Raw genomic sequence first — 16,998 nt, 5'->3', positions numbered from 1 at the left:
GTTACTGTTTAACCGTGGCTGGGTTTATTTGTAAAAGATAATATTTATTTTCTTTTATAGAAAACAAGAAAAATCCGCAGTCACCATTGAACTGCGGATTTTTGTGTTATAAGTTATTTATATGTCAGCTATAGGAACTCCGGGCTGAAGCTTTGAAAATACTTTTTTATTGATTCTTGTATAGAGGAAGATTGCCACAATAAGTGCGCCTACCTCAGCTATAGGATATGCAAACCACACAGCGTTTACACCAAAATTTGAAAGAACCAAAGCGGCAGGTAAAATGAAAACAAGCTGTCTAAGCAATGAAAGTATCATGCTGGAAAATCCTTTTCCCACAGCCTGGAAGGTGGTGGAGAAGATTATGTCGATAGCCGCAGGCAGGAAAGAAAGGCTTATAAATCTCATGGCCATTATACCCATGTTAAGTATATCGTCGTTAGCATTGAACAAAGAGAGTATCTGAGCAGGGAAAACCCAGAAAATCACAGTTCCGCAAAGCATTATAAAAGCGGCTATGATACAGCCGTATCTTATAGCGGAATGAAGTCTGTCCTTGTTTTTTGCGCCGAAGTTGTAGCCCATAATAGGCATAAGTCCCTGATTTAAACCGAAAACAGGCATAAATACAAAGCTCTGCATTTTGTAGTAAATTCCGTGTACTGAAACAGCCGCCTCGGAAAATCCCATGAGGATTGCGTTAAGTCCAACAACAAGCACAGAGCTTATGGACTGCATTATAATAGAGGGAAATCCTACGGCATAAATATTTTTTATAATTTTAAGGCTTGGCTTGAAATTTCTGACATGAACCTGAACCGCATGTTTCTTGAAAAAGAAAATATATATTGCAAAAAGCATTGCCAAAATCTGACCTATAACAGTTGCGATTGCTGCTCCGGCAACCTCCATTCTCGGGAAAGGTCCGATTCCGAAAATAAACAGAGGGTCAAGTACAATGTTGGTAACAGCTCCTATAAGCTGGAAAATCATTGGAAAAATCATGTTGCCCGTTGCCTGAAGAACCTTTTCAATGGCTATTTCCACCATAACGCCCACGGAGAATATAAGAATAATTGAGGTGTAGTCTACACCGTATTTCATTACTCCAGGTGTTGGGTTAAAAAGCTTGAAAAAGGGAACAGTGAGGAAAATTCCAACCAGCAAAAATACCAGCCAGCTTATTATTGAAATAAAAATTCCGTTTGCCGCACCGTTGTTGGCAAGCTCCTGATTTTTTTCTCCCAGTCGTCTTGAAATAAATGAGTTTATACCCACGCCTGTACCTACAGCCACGGAAATAGTCATAAGCTGTAAAGGATAGGCAAGGGAAAGGGCGGTAAGTGCGTCCTGACCCAAGCTTGAAACAAACACACTGTCAACAATATTGTACATTGCCTGTATAATCATGGAAAACATTGTGGGCAGTGACATTGAAAGTATAAGCCTAAGCATTGGGGTACTTCCCATTTTATCGGCAGAAATAGTTTTCTTTTTGATGTTCTGACTCATATTATCCCCCTTGCAGTAATAATGAAGAACAAAAAAGATGATATATTATGTTTTCTTGAAATAAAATTTAAGGTAAGTGGTTTTTACTTTCTAAAAAAGAGCAAAATATATGATGCATATCAAAACTGGTATGCATCATATGAATTTGTCTTATTATAAAATAATCACTTGCGCTTCTTCAAAAGCTCGTCAATGGATTTAGCAGCCTGCTTACCTGCGCCCATAGCCAGGATAACTGTTGCAGCACCTGTAACAGCGTCGCCGCCTGCATAAATATTTTTAAGTGATGTCTGCATTGTCTTTGGATTTACTGTGAGACAGCCTCTTCTGTTTGCCTCAAGACCCGGAGTAACTGAAAGGATAAGTGGGTTTGGAGTATTTCCCAAAGCCATGATAACGCAGTCAATATCCATTGTAAAGTTGGAACCTTCAACTACTACAGGAGCACGTCTTCCTGATGCATCAGGCTCGCCAAGCTCCATGGATACACACTCGAGCTTTGATACCTTGCCGTTTTCATCGCCGATAATTCTTACAGGGTTTGTAAGTGTCTTGAAGATAATCTCTTCTTCCTTAGCGTGATGAACTTCTTCTTTTCTTGCAGGCATCTCATTTTCAGAACGTCTGTAAACTATGTAAACATTCTCTGCGCCAAGACGCTTAGCACTTCTTGCAGCGTCCATAGCAACGTTACCGCCGCCTACAACAGCTACGTTCTTTGGCTTAACAATGAATGTGTCGTACTTGTCATCGTAAGCCTTCAAAAGATTGATTCTTGTGAGGAACTCGTTTGCGGAATAAACACCGATAAGTCCTTCGCCGTCAATTCCCATAAATGCAGGAAGTCCTGCGCCTGTTCCAAGATAGATTGCCTCAAATCCCATATCGAAAAGCTCGTCAAGTGTGAGGATTTTTCCGATAACCATGTTTGTTTCAATCTTAACGCCGATAGATACCAAATCCTCGATTTCCTTTTCAACAATCTTCTTAGGAAGTCTGAATTCAGGAATACCGTACATCAAAACGCCGCCGGCTTTGTGGAGAGCTTCAAAAATTGTAACCTCATAACCAAGCTTTGCAAGGTCGCCAGCGCAGGTAAGACCGGATGGGCCTGAACCAATAACAGCTACCTTGTGGCCGTTTGTTGCAGGCTTTACAGGTTTTTCCTCACAGTTTTTCATGTGGTAGTCGGCAACAAATCTTTCAAGACGTCCGATAGCAACGCTCTCGCCCTTGAGACCTCTTACGCACTTGCTCTCGCACTGTGTTTCCTGAGGGCAAACTCTGCCGCAAACAGCAGGAAGTGAGTTTACAGTCTTAATAATCTGATAAGCCTCTTCAAATTCGTTGTCCTTGATTTTCTGAATAAACTGTGGAATCGGCACGTTAACAGGACATGCGCTTACGCAGGCAGGAGTTTTACAGCCCAAGCAGCGGTTAGCCTCGTTTATAGCCATTTCCACATTGTAGCCTGCGGAAACCTCTTTGAAGTTCTTGTTCCTGAGCTGTGGCACACGCTCAGGCATTCTTGTTTTATTTTTATCCATATTAAACATTTTCTGCACCTCTCATCAAACGGCAGTCAGGCTCTCTTACTGCTCTCTGCTCTAAATCCTTATATGTGCCGAGACGCTTCATAGCCTCGTCGAAGTCAACCTCGTGACCGTCAAAGTCAGGGCCGTCAACACATGCAAACTTTGTCTTTCCGCCTACTGTAAGTCTGCATCCTCCGCACATTCCTGTGCCGTCAATCATAATCGGGTTCATGCTTACGATTGTTTTGATGCCGTATTCCTTTGTAAGCTCGGAAACAGCCTTCATCATAGGAATAGGACCGATAGCGATAACCAAATCGTATGTGTCGCCGATTTCAAGGCTTCTTCTAAGTGTGTCTGTAACAAAACCCTTGTTGCCGTTTGAACCGTCGTCGGTCATAACGGTGAGTCTTGAGCAAACCTTCTGCATGTCTTTTTTGAGTATAATAAGGTCTTCAGTTCTGAAGCCTGCGATAATGTCAACATATGCGCCCATATTGTGAAGAGCTTTTGCCTGTGGATAAGCGATAGCACAGCCTGCACCGCCGCCGATTACACATACTCTTTTGTATCCCTCAAGCTCGGAAGCTTTTCCCAGAGGGCCTACAAAGTCGGAGATGCTTTCGCCTGCTCCGTATGTGTCCAAAAGCATTGTTGTTTTGCCGACTTTCTGATATATAATAGTAACAGTTCCCTTTTCTCTGTCGTAGTCGGCAATAGTGAGAGGAATTCTCTCTCCGTATTCATCAACACGAAGAATGATAAACTGTCCGGCTTGTGCCTTGGCAGCTACAAGGGGAGCTTTTATTACCATTTTTGTCATGGATGGATTGAGATAAGTCTTTTCTACAATTTCAAACATCTTAATCTTCCCTTTACTTATAGAATAATATATGTATCGCCTTGCTTTTATGGCAAAGGCGGATTTTCAGCAGTTTTTTTCTTCTTTTTTCTTTTTATGCCTTGCCATTACAATATAAAAAAGCAGGGCAATTAAGGTTCCGGCTAGAACGCCGCTGAAGTCAAGCAATACATCTGAAACCTGACTTCCTCTGCCGTCAACAAAAAGCTGTACTGTTTCGTCGCTTACGGCAGTTGCAAGCCCTATAAAAAGAATTGTAAATATGTTCTTACAGGGAGTTTTTGTGAATACTCTGAAAGCAGAGGTTGTTATTATACCGAGAAGAAAAAATTCGGCAAAATGCGCCGTTTTTCTAATGATATGGTTTGTCAAAACTATGTTTAGATTCAGGCTTTTAAAAAAGCCGTTGATAACGTCAACTATGCTTTGACTGTTTGCGCCGGACACAGTCGCCGGCTTTAAAGAATTGGATAAAATAAAAACAATGTAGCCTGCGGTGAGTATAATCATGAAAACTTTTAATATTTTGTTATCTTTGGCTGACTTATTCATTATATCACCCCATTGTCTTATCTATTTTAAACCAAAAAGATTTTTATGTCAAACTTTAGTTGTAAATTCTCCGTTTTTGAGGTATAATGAAGTACTGACAGGCTTACTTTTGTTTATATTTTTGTCTATATAAACACTGTAAAAAATATATGTTAATTTTTTGTTTAGTTTATTACGGAGGTTGATGTTTTTGGAGGGTCTTATTCAGTCAATGATCGAAGCAATGGCCGGTATTCCCAAGGAATTGATTATATTTATCGTTTCCATGTGTCCTATACTGGAGTGCCGTGGCGGACTGATTGCGGCAAGCTTTCTCGGAGTAGATCTTTTGCCTGCTTTGGGTATCTGTATTATCGGTAACTTGCTGCCTATACCATTTATCTTACTTTTTATTGAAAGAATTTTTGCAAAGCTGAAAAATACAAGGTTTGTAAAGCTTGTTGATAAACTTGAAGCTAAAGCAAATGAAAAAGCCGAAGTGATTATGAAGCACAAGGTTTTCGGATTGTTCCTTTTTGTAGGTATTCCTCTTCCGGGTACAGGAGCTTGGACAGGTGCTTTGGTTGCAGCTTTGTTTAAGTTTAAATTTAAAGATGCTATGAAGAGCATTATCCCCGGCGTGCTTATGGCTTCAATTATAATTGCAAGTCTGTTCTTCGGACTTATTCCTGCAATTGTAAATTTGTTTGTGTAATTTAAAACATAAAATATAACGAGAACAAAAACCGTCTGGCTTTTAAAAGTCAGACGGTTTTTGCCATGTTAAAATGATTTAGTGTGATATATTGTGTTTTATTTGGTGTCTAATTAAAATTTTAATTATATCATAGGGAAAAATCGGATAATGCAATTTTTTTCCGGCAGATATTTTATGGAATTTCTTCTGTAACAATTATATACGATGAAAAAACCAATTCTGTAACTTTTTTCCGAATTAAAATCAGAAAACACATCGAAAAATTACGATTATATGCTATAATAAAAACAACTAAAAAATAAGATACGGAGTAGCTATGGAAAATTATTTTGCCAATGTGGCTGTAATAGGCGGAGGAGCGGCCGGTCTTGTCTGTGCTGTAACCTGCGCTCAAAAGGATAAAAACAGAAAAGTAATTATAATAGAAAAGGAACAGCGTGTGGGAAAGAAAATTCTTGCTACCGGCAACGGAAGATGCAATCTCACAAATATGAAGGCTTCCCCTGAAAATTATCACGGAAGCTTTCAAAAGGGCGTTGAAAATCTGTTGAAAGAAATACCCCCCTCAGAGGTTTTGAGATTTTTTGAAAATATAGGTCTTTTTTGGAAAGAAGAGGACGAGGGGAGAGTTTATCCCTACAGCAATCAGGCGTCATCTGTGCTTGATGTTTTAAGACTTGCCCTTGACCGTCTGGGCGTTGAAGAAAAATGCGGATGCGCTGTTAAATCCATTTCAAAAAGAGGAAATAAGTTTTCAGTTGTCTGCGACGGCTGTACCGTGACAGCGGAAAAGGTTGTGGTATGTACAGGTGGAAAAGCCTCGGAAAAGTTAGGCTCCGACGGAAGCGGACTGAAATTTTTAAAGGAAATGGGACATACAATAACACCTCTCTATCCGTCTCTTGTGCCTGTTTCAGTAAAAAATCCATATATGAAATCCTTAAAGGGAATAAGATGCATGGGAGAGGTTTCCCTTGCTGATGAAAAGGGAAAGATAGTAAAAAGAGAACAGGGAGAAATCCAGTTCGGCGAAAAGGCTCTTTCCGGAATTTGTGTTTTTAACCTTTCATCATATGTTGGTGAAATCAAAAAGCCACGCATATATCTTAATCTTTTTCCGGAATATGATTTTAACACACTTGTTGACCTTTTGTTTAAGCGTAGGAAAATGCTTTCTGAAAATACCCTTGAGGACTTTTTTACGGGAATGCTTCACAAACGAATAGGCTTTGTTGTTCTTAAAGATGTTCTTTCAAAAAACCTTTCACAGAAAGTGGGAAACCTTACAAAAACCGATATAAAGCAGATTGCGCAGACACTCACAAAATGGGAATTTGACTGCACAGTTAATATGAATTTTTCCTCCGCTCAGGTGACAAAAGGCGGAGTAAGCGGAAAGGAAATAGACCCTTATACAATGGAAAGCAAAAAGGTCAAAGGCCTTTATATCTGCGGAGAGGCGGCAGACGTGGACGGAGACTGCGGCGGCTATAATCTGCAGTTTGCATTTTCCTCCGGAATTATGGCGGGAAGGATGGTTTGATTTATGATAAAAATATCTGATATGAAATTCCCTGTTGACTATACGGAAAAGGATATACAGCAGAGGATTGCAAAAGAACTTAGAATAGAAAAAGAGAAAATAAAACGTTTTTCCATTGCCAGACGTTCCGTGGACGCAAGGAAGAAAAACGATGTTAAATTTATAATTTCTGTAAATGCGGAGATTGAGGGCGACGAGAAAAAAGTAATCTCCCGTGCAAAAAGCAAAAACGTAACCACAGCAAAACCCTTTACCTATAAAATAGAAAAATGCAGGGAAATGAAAAATCCTCCTGTTATAGTTGGCTTTGGGCCTGCGGGACTTTTTGCAGGACTTTTCCTTGCACGTGCCGGAGCTAATCCCATAATCCTTGAAAGAGGAGAGGACGTGGACAGCCGAACAAAGGCGGTTGAAAATTTCTGGAATAACAGGGAGTTTTCACCTCTTTCAAATGTGCAGTTCGGAGAGGGCGGCGCAGGAACATTTTCCGACGGAAAGCTTAACACAGGCACAAAGGACATAAGAAGCCGCATTGTGTTGGAGGAATTTGTGGCTCACGGCGCGCCCGATGAAATACTTTACAATGCAAAGCCCCATATCGGCACGGATAAGCTGAAAACCACGGTAAAAAATATACGTGAAGAGATAGTTTCTTTGGGAGGACAAGTGTATTTTTCAACAAAGCTTACGGATATAAACATAAAAAACGGAGCAGTTACCGGAGCGGTTGCAGAGCAGAACGGAAAGAAGCTTATATTTGATACGGAAAATCTTATTCTTGCCATAGGTCACAGCGCAAGGGACACCTTTGAAATGCTTTACAATAAAGGCATTTTTATGGAGCAAAAGCCTTTTTCCGTTGGTGCAAGAATTGAACACCTGCAAAAGAACACGGACAAAGCTCAGTACGGAGAATTTGCCGGAAAAGGACATCTGGGAGCTGCCGACTACAAGCTAAGCGAGCATTTAGAAAACGGCAGGGGAGTTTATACCTTCTGCATGTGTCCCGGAGGAATGGTTGTTGGAGCTTCCAGCGAAGAAAACACGGTTGTAACCAACGGAATGAGCGAATTTGCCCGTGACAGAACAAATTCCAATGCCGCACTGCTGGTTGGAGTAAACCCCTCTGATTTCGGTTCTGACAATCCTCTTGCAGGTGTTGAATATCAGAGAAAGCTGGAAAAAGCCGCATTTCTTTTGGGCGGTGAAAACTATAACGCCCCTGCCCAGCGTGTGGAGGACTTTCTCCAAAACAGAAAAACAGCGGCTTTCGGAGAGGTTATACCCTCGTATCTTCCGGGAGTTGAACCCTCAAACCTCAGGGAAATTCTTCCCGGCTATGTGTCAGAGTCAATGGCTCAGGCGATAATTAAAATGGACAGAAAGCTTCACGGCTTTGCAAACGGCGACGCAGTTTTAACGGGAGTTGAAACAAGAAGCTCTTCACCGGTGAGAATTTCAAGAAACGCAGAGTATCAGTCTGTAACCCTTTCAGGACTTTACCCCTGCGGCGAGGGCGCAGGCTACGCCGGAGGAATAGTTTCCGCCGCTGTAGATGGTATAAAATTAGCTTCTTATATAGCAGATGTGTCCGTGTGCGGTGATTGATAATTTTTCTTTCAAACATAATATATCAGCTTAAATTGGAAAAACTATTCCTTGACAGGAGGTTTTTCTAATGGATTTAAAAATAAAATGTATTGACGGAAGAGAAATAATCGACTCAAGAGGTAATCCCACGGTGGAAGCTCAGGTTTATCTGGAATGTGGAGTCACTGCGGTGGCTTCTGTGCCGTCGGGAGCGTCAACCGGTGTTTATGAGGCGGTGGAGCTTCGTGACGGTGACGGAAGATACAACGGAAAAGGCGTTTTAAAGGCGGTTGAAAATATAAAAGAAAAAATTTCTCCGGCTTTAAAGGGAATAAATGTAACAGAACAGCGAAAAATCGATAGAATAATGATAGAGCTGGACGGAAGCGACAACAAGAAAAATCTTGGTGCAAATGCCGTTTTGGCTGTTTCCCTTGCCTGCGCAAAGGCGGCGGCTAAGGCTCTCTGTGTACCGCTGTACCGTTATTTGGGAGGATTTAACAGTTCAAGACTGCCGGTTCCTATGATGAATATTTTAAACGGCGGAGCTCATGCTTCAAACAATGTGGATATTCAGGAATTTATGATTATGCCGGTGGGCGCTCAGAGCTTTTCAAAAGGCCTTATGCAGTGCTGTGAAATTTATCAGGCATTGGGTTCAATCCTTAAAAGTCAGGGAAAATCCACAGCGGTGGGAGATGAGGGCGGTTTTGCCCCTGACCTTGCCACAGATAAGGACGCTTTAAAGCTTATTATGGAGGCTGTTCATAAAGCCGGCTACAACAGCGAAAATACAAAAATCGCCTTGGACGCCGCTTCCTCCGAATGGTATAAGGACGGAATTTACACACTTCCAAAGCGTGGAACAGTGGCGGACAGCGACCAGCTTATTGACTATTACGAGAAACTGGCTTCTGAATTCCCCATAATCTCCATTGAGGACGGACTAAGCGAGCACGACTGGACAGGATGGCAGACATTGACTTCCCGTCTGGGAAAAAAGCTTCAGCTTGTGGGTGACGATTTGTTTGTGACAAATGTTACAAGACTGAAAAAGGGAATTAAGATGGGCGCAGGAAATTCCGTATTGGTGAAGATAAATCAGATAGGAACATTGTCTGAAACTTTTGACACCATAGAAACCGCCCACAAATCCGGATACACCGCAGTTATTTCCCACAGAAGCGGAGAGACCGAGGACACCACAATAGCCGATATCGCAGTTGCGGTAAATTCGGGACAGATTAAAACAGGAGCTCCATGCAGAACAGAGAGAACTGCAAAGTATAACAGACTTTTAAGAATTGAGCAGGTTTTAGCAAGTTCTGCACAATATGGAATAATATAGGAAAAATCCAATCATAATGTGAATATTGTAAACTAAATATTAAAAGAATAAAACCGCCTGATGGGTGGTTTTATTCTTTTAGAGAAAATCAAAATGACGGTTATGTGATAAAATAATGTTAAATTATGACTATTATACGAAAATACGAATGGGTAGGGGCTAAAAATATGCAATATGTGAAAGATGCATTGTTAAAGTCAAAAGAGAAAAACGAAGCGACTTGGAAGGTTCTTGATAAGTTTTCATACGACGGCGATGATTTGGGAGCGGTCTGTTCAAAGGCTGAAACCACCTTTAAGGTGTGGGCGCCCACAGCGCAGATGGTAAAGCTGCGCCTTTATTCAGTTGGAAGCCGTGAGGAACAGCCCAATGTCAGCGATGTTATATCTACCACAGAGATGGAGCACACACCTGAAAATGGTTTGTGGAGCATTACTGTAAAAGGAAATCTTAAAAATATATATTACACATACCTTGTAACCGTAGACGGCAGGGAAAATGAAACAGCGGATATCTATGCAAAAGCCGCAGGTGTAAACGGACTTAGATCCATGGTTGTGGATTTAAGCGACACAAACCCTCACGGCTGGAACAAGGACTCACATATATTTGTGGAGAATCCCACCGACGCAATTATCTGGGAAACACACGTTAAGGATTTTTCCTATGCTCAGTCCAGCGGCGTCAGCCATAAAAACAGGGGAAAGTTTCTGGCTTTTACCGAGCATACAACCATGTACGGAGTAAGGGACAGACGTGAAACCTGTGTTGATTACTTAAAAAAGATAGGAATTACCCATGTTCAGCTTATGCCTATATACGACTTTGCAACCGTCAACGAGGCTGGAGGCGATGAGTACAACTGGGGATATGACCCGCTGAATTACAATGTTCCCGAGGGAAGCTATTCCAGCGACCCGTTCCACGGCGAAGTTAGAATAAAGGAATGTAAAGAGATGATAAAAGCTCTCCATGACGCAGGTATCGGCGTTATCATGGATGTAGTTTTCAATCACACATACAAAAGCAGGGATTCCTGGTTCAATCTGACTGTTCCCGGCTACTATTACAGAATAGGAAAAGACGGAAAATGGTCTAACGGCTCAGGCTGCGGAAACGATACAGCCAGCGAAAGAAAGATGTACAGGAAATATATGGTTGATTCTGTTCTTTACTGGGCAAAGGAATACCATATAGACGGATTTAGATTTGACCTTATGGGACTTCACGATGTGGATACCATGAACGAAATAAGAAAAGCTCTGGACAGTCTTCCAAACGGAAGCAAGTACCTGATGTACGGCGAGGGCTGGAAGATGTTTACCAATGTGGACAGCGGAATTTTTCTTGCTAACCACACAAATATGGGATATCTTGACAGCCGTATAGGTTCTTTTAACGACGGAATAAGAGATGCTCTAAAAGGAAACGCCTTTGACGACAGAAACAAGGGCTTTGCTCAGTGCGGAGTAAACAAGGGCGGAATAATTATATCGGCAGAGGGTCAGTGCGGAAAATACTGCGGATGGGCGCAGGCACCTACCCAGACAATAAATTTTGTTTCCTGCCACGACAATTACACACTTTATGATAAGCTTGTTTCCTCATGTATAGGAAACAGGGATTACAAAATGAGATACGAAAATCTTATCCCAATGGTAAAGCTTTGTCAGACCTTGATTATGACTGCTCAGGGAATACCTTTTTCTTTGGGCGGAGAGGAATTTTGCAGAACAAAGTACGGCGATAAAAACAGTTATCGTTCTGCACCGTCTGTTAATATGGTTGAATGGGAAAACCTCAGCAACTATGGCGATGTAAGCGACTACTATGCCGGACTTATAAAGATAAGAAAGCAGTTTGATATGCTCAGAGACCCAACAAGAGCCACAGCCAACAGATTGAAGTTTTTCCAAAATCTCCCGAACTATGCCGCAGGATTTATGATTTCCGAAGAGGACGGAGAGTTTGGCGAAAATAAACATCATAAAATGGCAGTTATTTTAAACGGAAGCGCAGACAATTATCTTGACGCCGAAATTGAATACAGCGACGGTTCCAACTGGGTTGTTTTGGCAGACGGAACAAATTCCGGAGTCAGAAGTTTGGGAGTTGTTTCCAACAATAGATTTATGCTGAACAGAAACTCAGCCGCCATACTTATATATAAGTCATGGTACGACGAGATTATGGAAAAACAGCAGAAGGGGAAGAAGCATTGAACTTTCCTGAAATCCGCTTGGCAGGATTTAAAAAAGAATTTATAAAAAATAAAAGCGCAGAAACATTTTTTCTCTGTTTCTGCGCTTATTTTATTTGTTACGAACTTTTACAGGACAAGGACGTGAGAATTTAAGCTCCGAAAGCACAAGTCCGGAAATTGTAAGTATTATTCCCAGCGCCGCCTGAAATGTTATCTTTTCTCCCAGAACAATCACTGAGGTGATAACGGTAACAACAGGCACAAGGTAGATGTAAACGCTGGTTTTTACATCGCCTAATATATTTATTGTCTTTCCCCAGATTGCAAAGCAGGCGGCGGAAGCCAAAAGTCCAAGATACAAAAAGTTTGCGATTATCTGAGGTGATGAAAATTTATCAAGGGTTATATTGAAATCCATGAAGAACAAAGCCGGTATCATAAAAATCAGACCATAGCCAAAGCATCTTCTTGTGGTTTGAATTGTGTTGTAGCCGTAGCTTCCGATTTTCTTTGTGATAAATGAATATACAGCCCAGATAAAAGCGGCGAGTATTGCCAGAATATCACCCATTGGATTAAAGCTGTAGCCCTGACCGTCGTTAAAGCTGATTATGGCAATTCCGCAGATTGCCGCAAAGAAACCAAGATAAAAGTTTAATTTAGGTTTGTCCCCTTTGTTGAACAGGGCGGAAATTATTCCGCTGAAAAATGGAGATATTGCAACTATTACGCCTACGTTTGAAGCCAAGGTATAGGTTAATGCAATATTCTCAAAAAGAAAATAAAGCGTAATTCCGCAAAGTCCTGCAAAAGCAAAAAGCAATTCGTGTTTTCTGTCCTTTATTTTCATTCTTTTCGGGTAAAAGATATTTAGAGCGATAAAGCCTATTATAAAACGGCAGAAAAGAATTTCAATGGGAGTAAATGAAGTAAGCAAAACCTTTGTGGATATAAAAGTTGTACCCCATATAAGTATAGTGATGACAGCGGTAAGATGTCCGAAAGCCGGACTGTCCGTCTCGATTTTTCTTATCATACTTTAAAGACCCCTTTGTTAAAAATACCAAAGACAAATTTACATCAAAACAGACTTTCAGTCAATAGAAAAGTTTTTAAACAAAATAAAAAACCAGCCGGGGAAGCTGGTTTTAGTATATAAAGTTAAGTTTTTGCTCTTACAAGCTTTGCCTTTTTTACAACGGATACCAAAGAGAAAATTACAATAATCTCGAAAGGTGTTGTTACAAGCTGTTTTAATGCTCTTGCGGCAAGGTACTCGAAATACGGGAAGCCGTACTGAACGGTGAGCCAGAAGGTTCCCAAAAGCAGCTCAACAAAAATTGTGATAATGAGCTTGCTTATGATTACCCTTGGAAGTGTGGCGTTGTTTTTGTAAAGAAGCATACCGTAAATCAGACCGCTTAAAGCGGCGTTGATTGTCCAGCCGGGAAAATATGCGCCGCCTGTTGAATTTAAGAAAAATGACAGCATATCACCGCAGCCGCCCATAATGGCTGTGGGGACAGGGCCTAAAATCATACCGCAGATTGCAGTTGGTATAAAAACAAGGCTGAACTTTACGCCGGGAAATGCGGCGAGGGTGAAGTTTGCGTAATATCCCAATACAACTCTCAATGCCAAAAGCATACCGCAGATAGCCACGGATGCGGGAGAGGATAATTCGTGGGAAGAACGTCTGAGTTTTTCAAGCGGAGTCATATTGTTTCCGCTTTTTGCAAAAATTGACATAAAATACCTCCTTTTTAATTGTTGCTACAAAAGGAGGTTATAAAAAGGGCGGAATTTCACAATTCCGCCCGCATAAAGTCCTGATGTAACAGCGGGATGCGAAATTTGTACCGCAGGTTAACCTTTCGTCCCAACGACAACTCCCCGTTCATTGGGCACTTCACGCACAAATCTCTACTCTGTGAACATATCTGATTATAGCACAAATAATGTCTTTGTCAATCGGTTTTTTAAATTTTGCTGTGTATAAGTCTTGACAGCGGCTTGTAAAGGAAGAAAACCAAAATTGAAACAAGTATTCCCTTAACAAGATTGAAAGGCGCAACAGCCAAAATTACAAATGACAAAAGTCCGTCGATGTTTGGGTTTATGGCTGAACCCATCTGAACAAATGCTTCCATTGGCATTTTAAATGCTGCGGCATATGCAGGAAGAAGCAGATATGCGTTTAAAAATACAGCGGCAACAGCCATTGCAACGGTTCCTATGCCCATTCCCAGAAGAGCGAAGCTTCTTTTCTTTTTCCATTTGTACAAAAGGGAAGCAGGAACAACAAAGGCGCATCCCATAAGGAAGTTGGCAAGCTCGCCCACGCCTGCGGTCATAGTGCCTTTTAACACAAACTTTAAGAGGATTTTTACAAGCTCCATTACGATTGCCCAAACAGGACCGAGAGAAAATCCGCCGATAAGCACAGGAATTTCGGAAAAGTCCAGCTTGTAGAAGTCCGGTGCGATAAATGGAAGCGGAACCTCAAAAAACATAAGGGCAGCCGCCAAAGCGGAAAGCATTGCGGCTATGATAAGCCTGTTGAGATGTGTGTTTGTGTGCTGTTTTGCACTGTTGTTGACCTTTGATTTTGTCTGCATAACAAAAACCTCCAATAATAGAAATGATTTAAAGAAGATTTGTTGTCTGTTGCAAAAAAAGAACCCCCGAATATTCGGGGGTATTCCACAGCTTAATGTGCTGCACAAAAATGTGCCAAAAGCATTAAGTGTTTATCTTCTTTCATCCGGACTATACCGTCGGTTTCGGAATTTCACCGAATCAGCGTTACGCTCGTGGACTTTAACCACCGGTGGGGAATTACACCCCGCCCCGAAGACAACTTATTTTCTTTTATTAAATTATATGACGTATGTTTTAGATTGTCAATAGTCTTGTTTTTAAAACTGCTGAAAGGCGGAAGTGTTTGCCACAGAAATATTTTGATTTACAGCGGTTTTAAACTTGTTTTTGTACTTGTTTTCAAGGTAAAAGCTGAAAATTATCATTGTTACAAAGAAATAGGGAGTAACCCACAAAATGGGAATTATAAAAAAACCCAGCAAATACCAAGGAATAAAACTCAGGTAAAACAGGATAATATTGCCTTTTTGGTTTTGACAGATTTCCCTTGAACGGCGGAAATGGGCATTGCTGTTTATCTGAGGCATCATTGTGAATGCTGTGGCAGCATAAAAAAGAGATGTACAGAGATATACAAACAGGATAAGTCCCAAAACAATGAAAATTGAAAATACCGCCGCTCCCACAAGGGGATTGGTTGTGTTTTTCAGGGGAGTGAAAACAAACAGCATAACAACTCCCAAAAGAGGGAGAAAGGATATTAAAAGCCTTGCCAGAACTCTGATTAAGAGAGAAAAGCTGAATTTCAAGGCGCACTTATAAAGTCCGTTGCCGCCGTAATAAAATATTTCCGATAATTTCGGCTGTTCATCCCTTGCAATAAGCAGAAACAGTCTATAGCATCCCAAAAACAAGGGGGAGAAGAAAAACATAGCCGCTGCGCAGAATATTCCCTGAATAACAGGCAGTAAAAATCCCGTTTGTTCTATACCGGGAATAAGGCTTCCCAAAAGTCCTATAAGATATGATAAATAATTTCCCGCCGCAGCTGTTAAAAGGCAAACCATCACGGCTCCCACGGAAATGGAAATTCCCCCATGGGAGAGCTTGGCTTTTGCGGTAAGTTTTAAAGCTTTAAACAACTTTTTCAGCTCCTATGAAGATATTATCAGTCCTCTACAGCCATTTTGTACATGGCTTCAAGGCAGATTTGAGCGTGCAGGAAAAACTTTTCTGCGTCAATGCTTTCGTTTGCCTGGTGAAGTCCACATTCATCATCAGGGAAAACTCCGCCGAATGCAAGGCCTTTTCCTCCCAGTGTCTTAGCGTAAGTGCCACCGCCGGTTGTGTAAAGGTTTGGATATTCTCCCATAATGTCCTTGTATGCTTCGCTTAAAAGGTTTACAAGCTTGCTGCCCTTTTCAAAGTAAACAGGCTTTTCGTGTTTGATAATTCTGAAATTAAGACCCTCGTACTTTGCGGCTGAGAAAACTCTGTCGATTATATCCTTGCCGTTTACGGTGACAGGGTATCTTATATCAAGTGTGGCAGAAGCACCATTCTCGCCAATGCGGACTGTTCCCACGTTGATAGTTAAATCTCCGGAAGCTGCATCACGCATTTTAAGTCCCATTGAAATTCCGTTTGTTTCTGTTCCTATTCTGTAGTTTATAAATGAACAGATACTGCCCATTGCCTTTAAGCCGTAGTGGGAGCAGAGCAGAGAAACAAGCTCGGTTATTGCGTTTTTGCCCAGGTCAGGCTCACAGGCGTGGGCGGATTTGCCACGGCTTATTATCATCATTCCGTCTATTGTGTATTTAAACTCAAAATCTCCGTCCCTTGCATCGGCAAGACGCAGAAGCTGATGGTCGTCGTTTTCACTGGCGTCCAAAAGAGCATAGGCATAATCGGGAACAGCGTTTATAGCCTCTCCGCCGTTAAGCTCTGTAAGAATAGTGCCGTCATGTCTGTCGAGGGATATTTCAACCTGCAAAATTCCTTTTTCGCCAACGCATATTCCGTAATTGCTGTCGGGAGTAAATGCCATTTCCGGAAGAGGCTCGTTTTCAAAGTAGGTCTTCATGTCGTTCATGCCAACCTCTTCGTCGGTTCCGAAAATAGCACGGAGTGTGTTTTTAATATCCACATTGTTGTCCTTCAATGCCTTCAGACAATACAAAGTGATAAGTGCAAAGCCCTTGTCGTCTGCAACTCCTCTTCCGTAATATCTGCCGTCCTTTACTGTCAGTGCAAATGGCTCTGTATTCCAGCCGTTTCCCTCGGGAACAACGTCCAGATGTGTCAAAACGCCGCAGAGCTTTCCGGAGTCGCCCAGCTGAACATGACCGCAGTTGCTCGCAACTTTCTTGGATGTCAGTCCGAATTCCTCAGCCCTTGACATTATAAAGTCCAAAGCTTTTTCACATTCGTCGTTGTAGTAACGTGATATGGATTTAAAGGAGACAAGGGTGTTCAAATCCTTTAATATATCGTCCTTGTAGTTAAGAATTTTTTCGCCAAAACTCATATATAACTTTCCTTTCTAAAATAAG

14 protein-coding genes and 2 riboswitches are annotated in these 16,998 nt (G+C 41.4%); of the genes, 5 read left to right on the top strand and 9 right to left on the bottom strand.

Annotated features, from left to right (window positions below; genetic code table 11):
* Positions 1-117 precede the first annotated feature (117 nt).
* The 4 genes from B5F08_RS04820 to B5F08_RS04805 form a co-directional block, all read right to left on the bottom strand.
* The gene (locus B5F08_RS04820; protein WP_087376928.1) at positions 118-1,512 is read right to left on the bottom strand and encodes an MATE family efflux transporter; all 1,395 of its coding nucleotides are present in this window, start codon (positions 1,510-1,512) and stop codon (positions 118-120) included.
* Positions 1,513-1,676: 164 nt separating this feature from the next.
* On the bottom strand, positions 1,677-3,068 hold the full coding sequence (gene gltA / locus B5F08_RS04815) for an NADPH-dependent glutamate synthase (protein WP_087376926.1): 1,392 nt from the start codon (positions 3,066-3,068) through the stop codon (positions 1,677-1,679).
* Complete coding sequence (locus tag B5F08_RS04810) at positions 3,061-3,909, bottom strand: sulfide/dihydroorotate dehydrogenase-like FAD/NAD-binding protein (protein WP_087376924.1); 849 nt, start codon at positions 3,907-3,909, stop codon at positions 3,061-3,063. The genes gltA and B5F08_RS04810 overlap by 8 nt, the downstream gene beginning before the upstream one ends.
* A 66-nt stretch (positions 3,910-3,975) precedes the next feature.
* A complete protein-coding gene (locus tag B5F08_RS04805) occupies positions 3,976-4,461 on the bottom strand; it encodes a VanZ family protein (RefSeq protein ID WP_087376922.1) in 486 nt (161 codons plus the stop codon).
* Between the two features lie 184 nt (positions 4,462-4,645).
* On the opposite strand from B5F08_RS04805, the gene B5F08_RS04800 reads away from it, so the two are divergent.
* The 5 genes from B5F08_RS04800 (at position 4,646) to pulA (ending at position 11,861) form a co-directional block, all read left to right on the top strand.
* Entirely contained in the window at positions 4,646-5,155 is a 510-nt protein-coding gene (locus B5F08_RS04800) for a COG2426 family protein (RefSeq protein ID WP_087376920.1), read from the top strand.
* 319 nt (positions 5,156-5,474) lie between these two features.
* Positions 5,475-6,701, top strand: coding sequence for an NAD(P)/FAD-dependent oxidoreductase (locus B5F08_RS04795; RefSeq protein WP_087376918.1), 1,227 nt, complete (start codon positions 5,475-5,477; stop codon positions 6,699-6,701).
* Between the two features lie 3 nt (positions 6,702-6,704).
* Positions 6,705-8,309 carry an NAD(P)/FAD-dependent oxidoreductase gene (locus tag B5F08_RS04790; RefSeq protein ID WP_087376916.1) on the top strand — a complete coding sequence of 535 codons (1,605 nt, stop codon included), beginning with the start codon at positions 6,705-6,707 and terminating at the stop codon, positions 8,307-8,309.
* 70 nt (positions 8,310-8,379) lie between these two features.
* Entirely contained in the window at positions 8,380-9,639 is a 1,260-nt protein-coding gene (gene eno, locus B5F08_RS04785) for a phosphopyruvate hydratase (protein WP_087376914.1), read from the top strand.
* 167 nt (positions 9,640-9,806) lie between these two features.
* Positions 9,807-11,861: a type I pullulanase gene (pulA, locus tag B5F08_RS04780; protein ID WP_158096219.1), complete on the top strand. Its 2,055-nt coding sequence runs from the start codon at positions 9,807-9,809 to the stop codon at positions 11,859-11,861.
* A 90-nt stretch (positions 11,862-11,951) separates the two neighbouring features.
* Here pulA and B5F08_RS04775 read toward each other — a convergent pair whose 3' ends face one another.
* The 5 genes from B5F08_RS04775 to B5F08_RS04755 form a co-directional block, all read right to left on the bottom strand.
* Entirely contained in the window at positions 11,952-12,878 is a 927-nt protein-coding gene (locus tag B5F08_RS04775) for a DMT family transporter (RefSeq protein WP_087376910.1), read from the bottom strand.
* A 125-nt stretch (positions 12,879-13,003) separates the two neighbouring features.
* Positions 13,004-13,591, bottom strand: coding sequence for a folate family ECF transporter S component (locus tag B5F08_RS04770; protein ID WP_087376908.1), 588 nt, complete (start codon positions 13,589-13,591; stop codon positions 13,004-13,006).
* A gap of 87 nt (positions 13,592-13,678) precedes the next feature.
* Positions 13,679-13,775, bottom strand: a riboswitch (THF riboswitch).
* A 46-nt stretch (positions 13,776-13,821) separates the two neighbouring features.
* Positions 13,822-14,460: an ECF transporter S component gene (locus B5F08_RS04765; RefSeq protein WP_087376906.1), complete on the bottom strand. Its 639-nt coding sequence runs from the start codon at positions 14,458-14,460 to the stop codon at positions 13,822-13,824.
* Positions 14,461-14,590: 130 nt separating this feature from the next.
* Positions 14,591-14,704: riboswitch (FMN riboswitch) on the bottom strand.
* 56 nt (positions 14,705-14,760) lie between these two features.
* Positions 14,761-15,585, bottom strand: coding sequence for a DUF975 family protein (locus tag B5F08_RS04760; protein WP_087376904.1), 825 nt, complete (start codon positions 15,583-15,585; stop codon positions 14,761-14,763).
* A gap of 26 nt (positions 15,586-15,611) precedes the next feature.
* The gene (locus B5F08_RS04755) at positions 15,612-16,973 is read right to left on the bottom strand and encodes a Sapep family Mn(2+)-dependent dipeptidase (RefSeq protein ID WP_087376902.1); all 1,362 of its coding nucleotides are present in this window, start codon (positions 16,971-16,973) and stop codon (positions 15,612-15,614) included.
* Between the last annotated feature and the right edge of the window lie 25 nt (positions 16,974-16,998).

It is taken from the genome of Anaeromassilibacillus sp. An172 (assembly GCF_002160515.1).
Taxonomy (GTDB): Bacteria; Bacillota; Clostridia; order Oscillospirales; family Acutalibacteraceae; genus Limousia; species Limousia pullorum.
The sequence above is the reverse complement of the archived record's forward strand: the minus strand, read 5'-3'. Positions and strand labels throughout refer to the sequence as shown.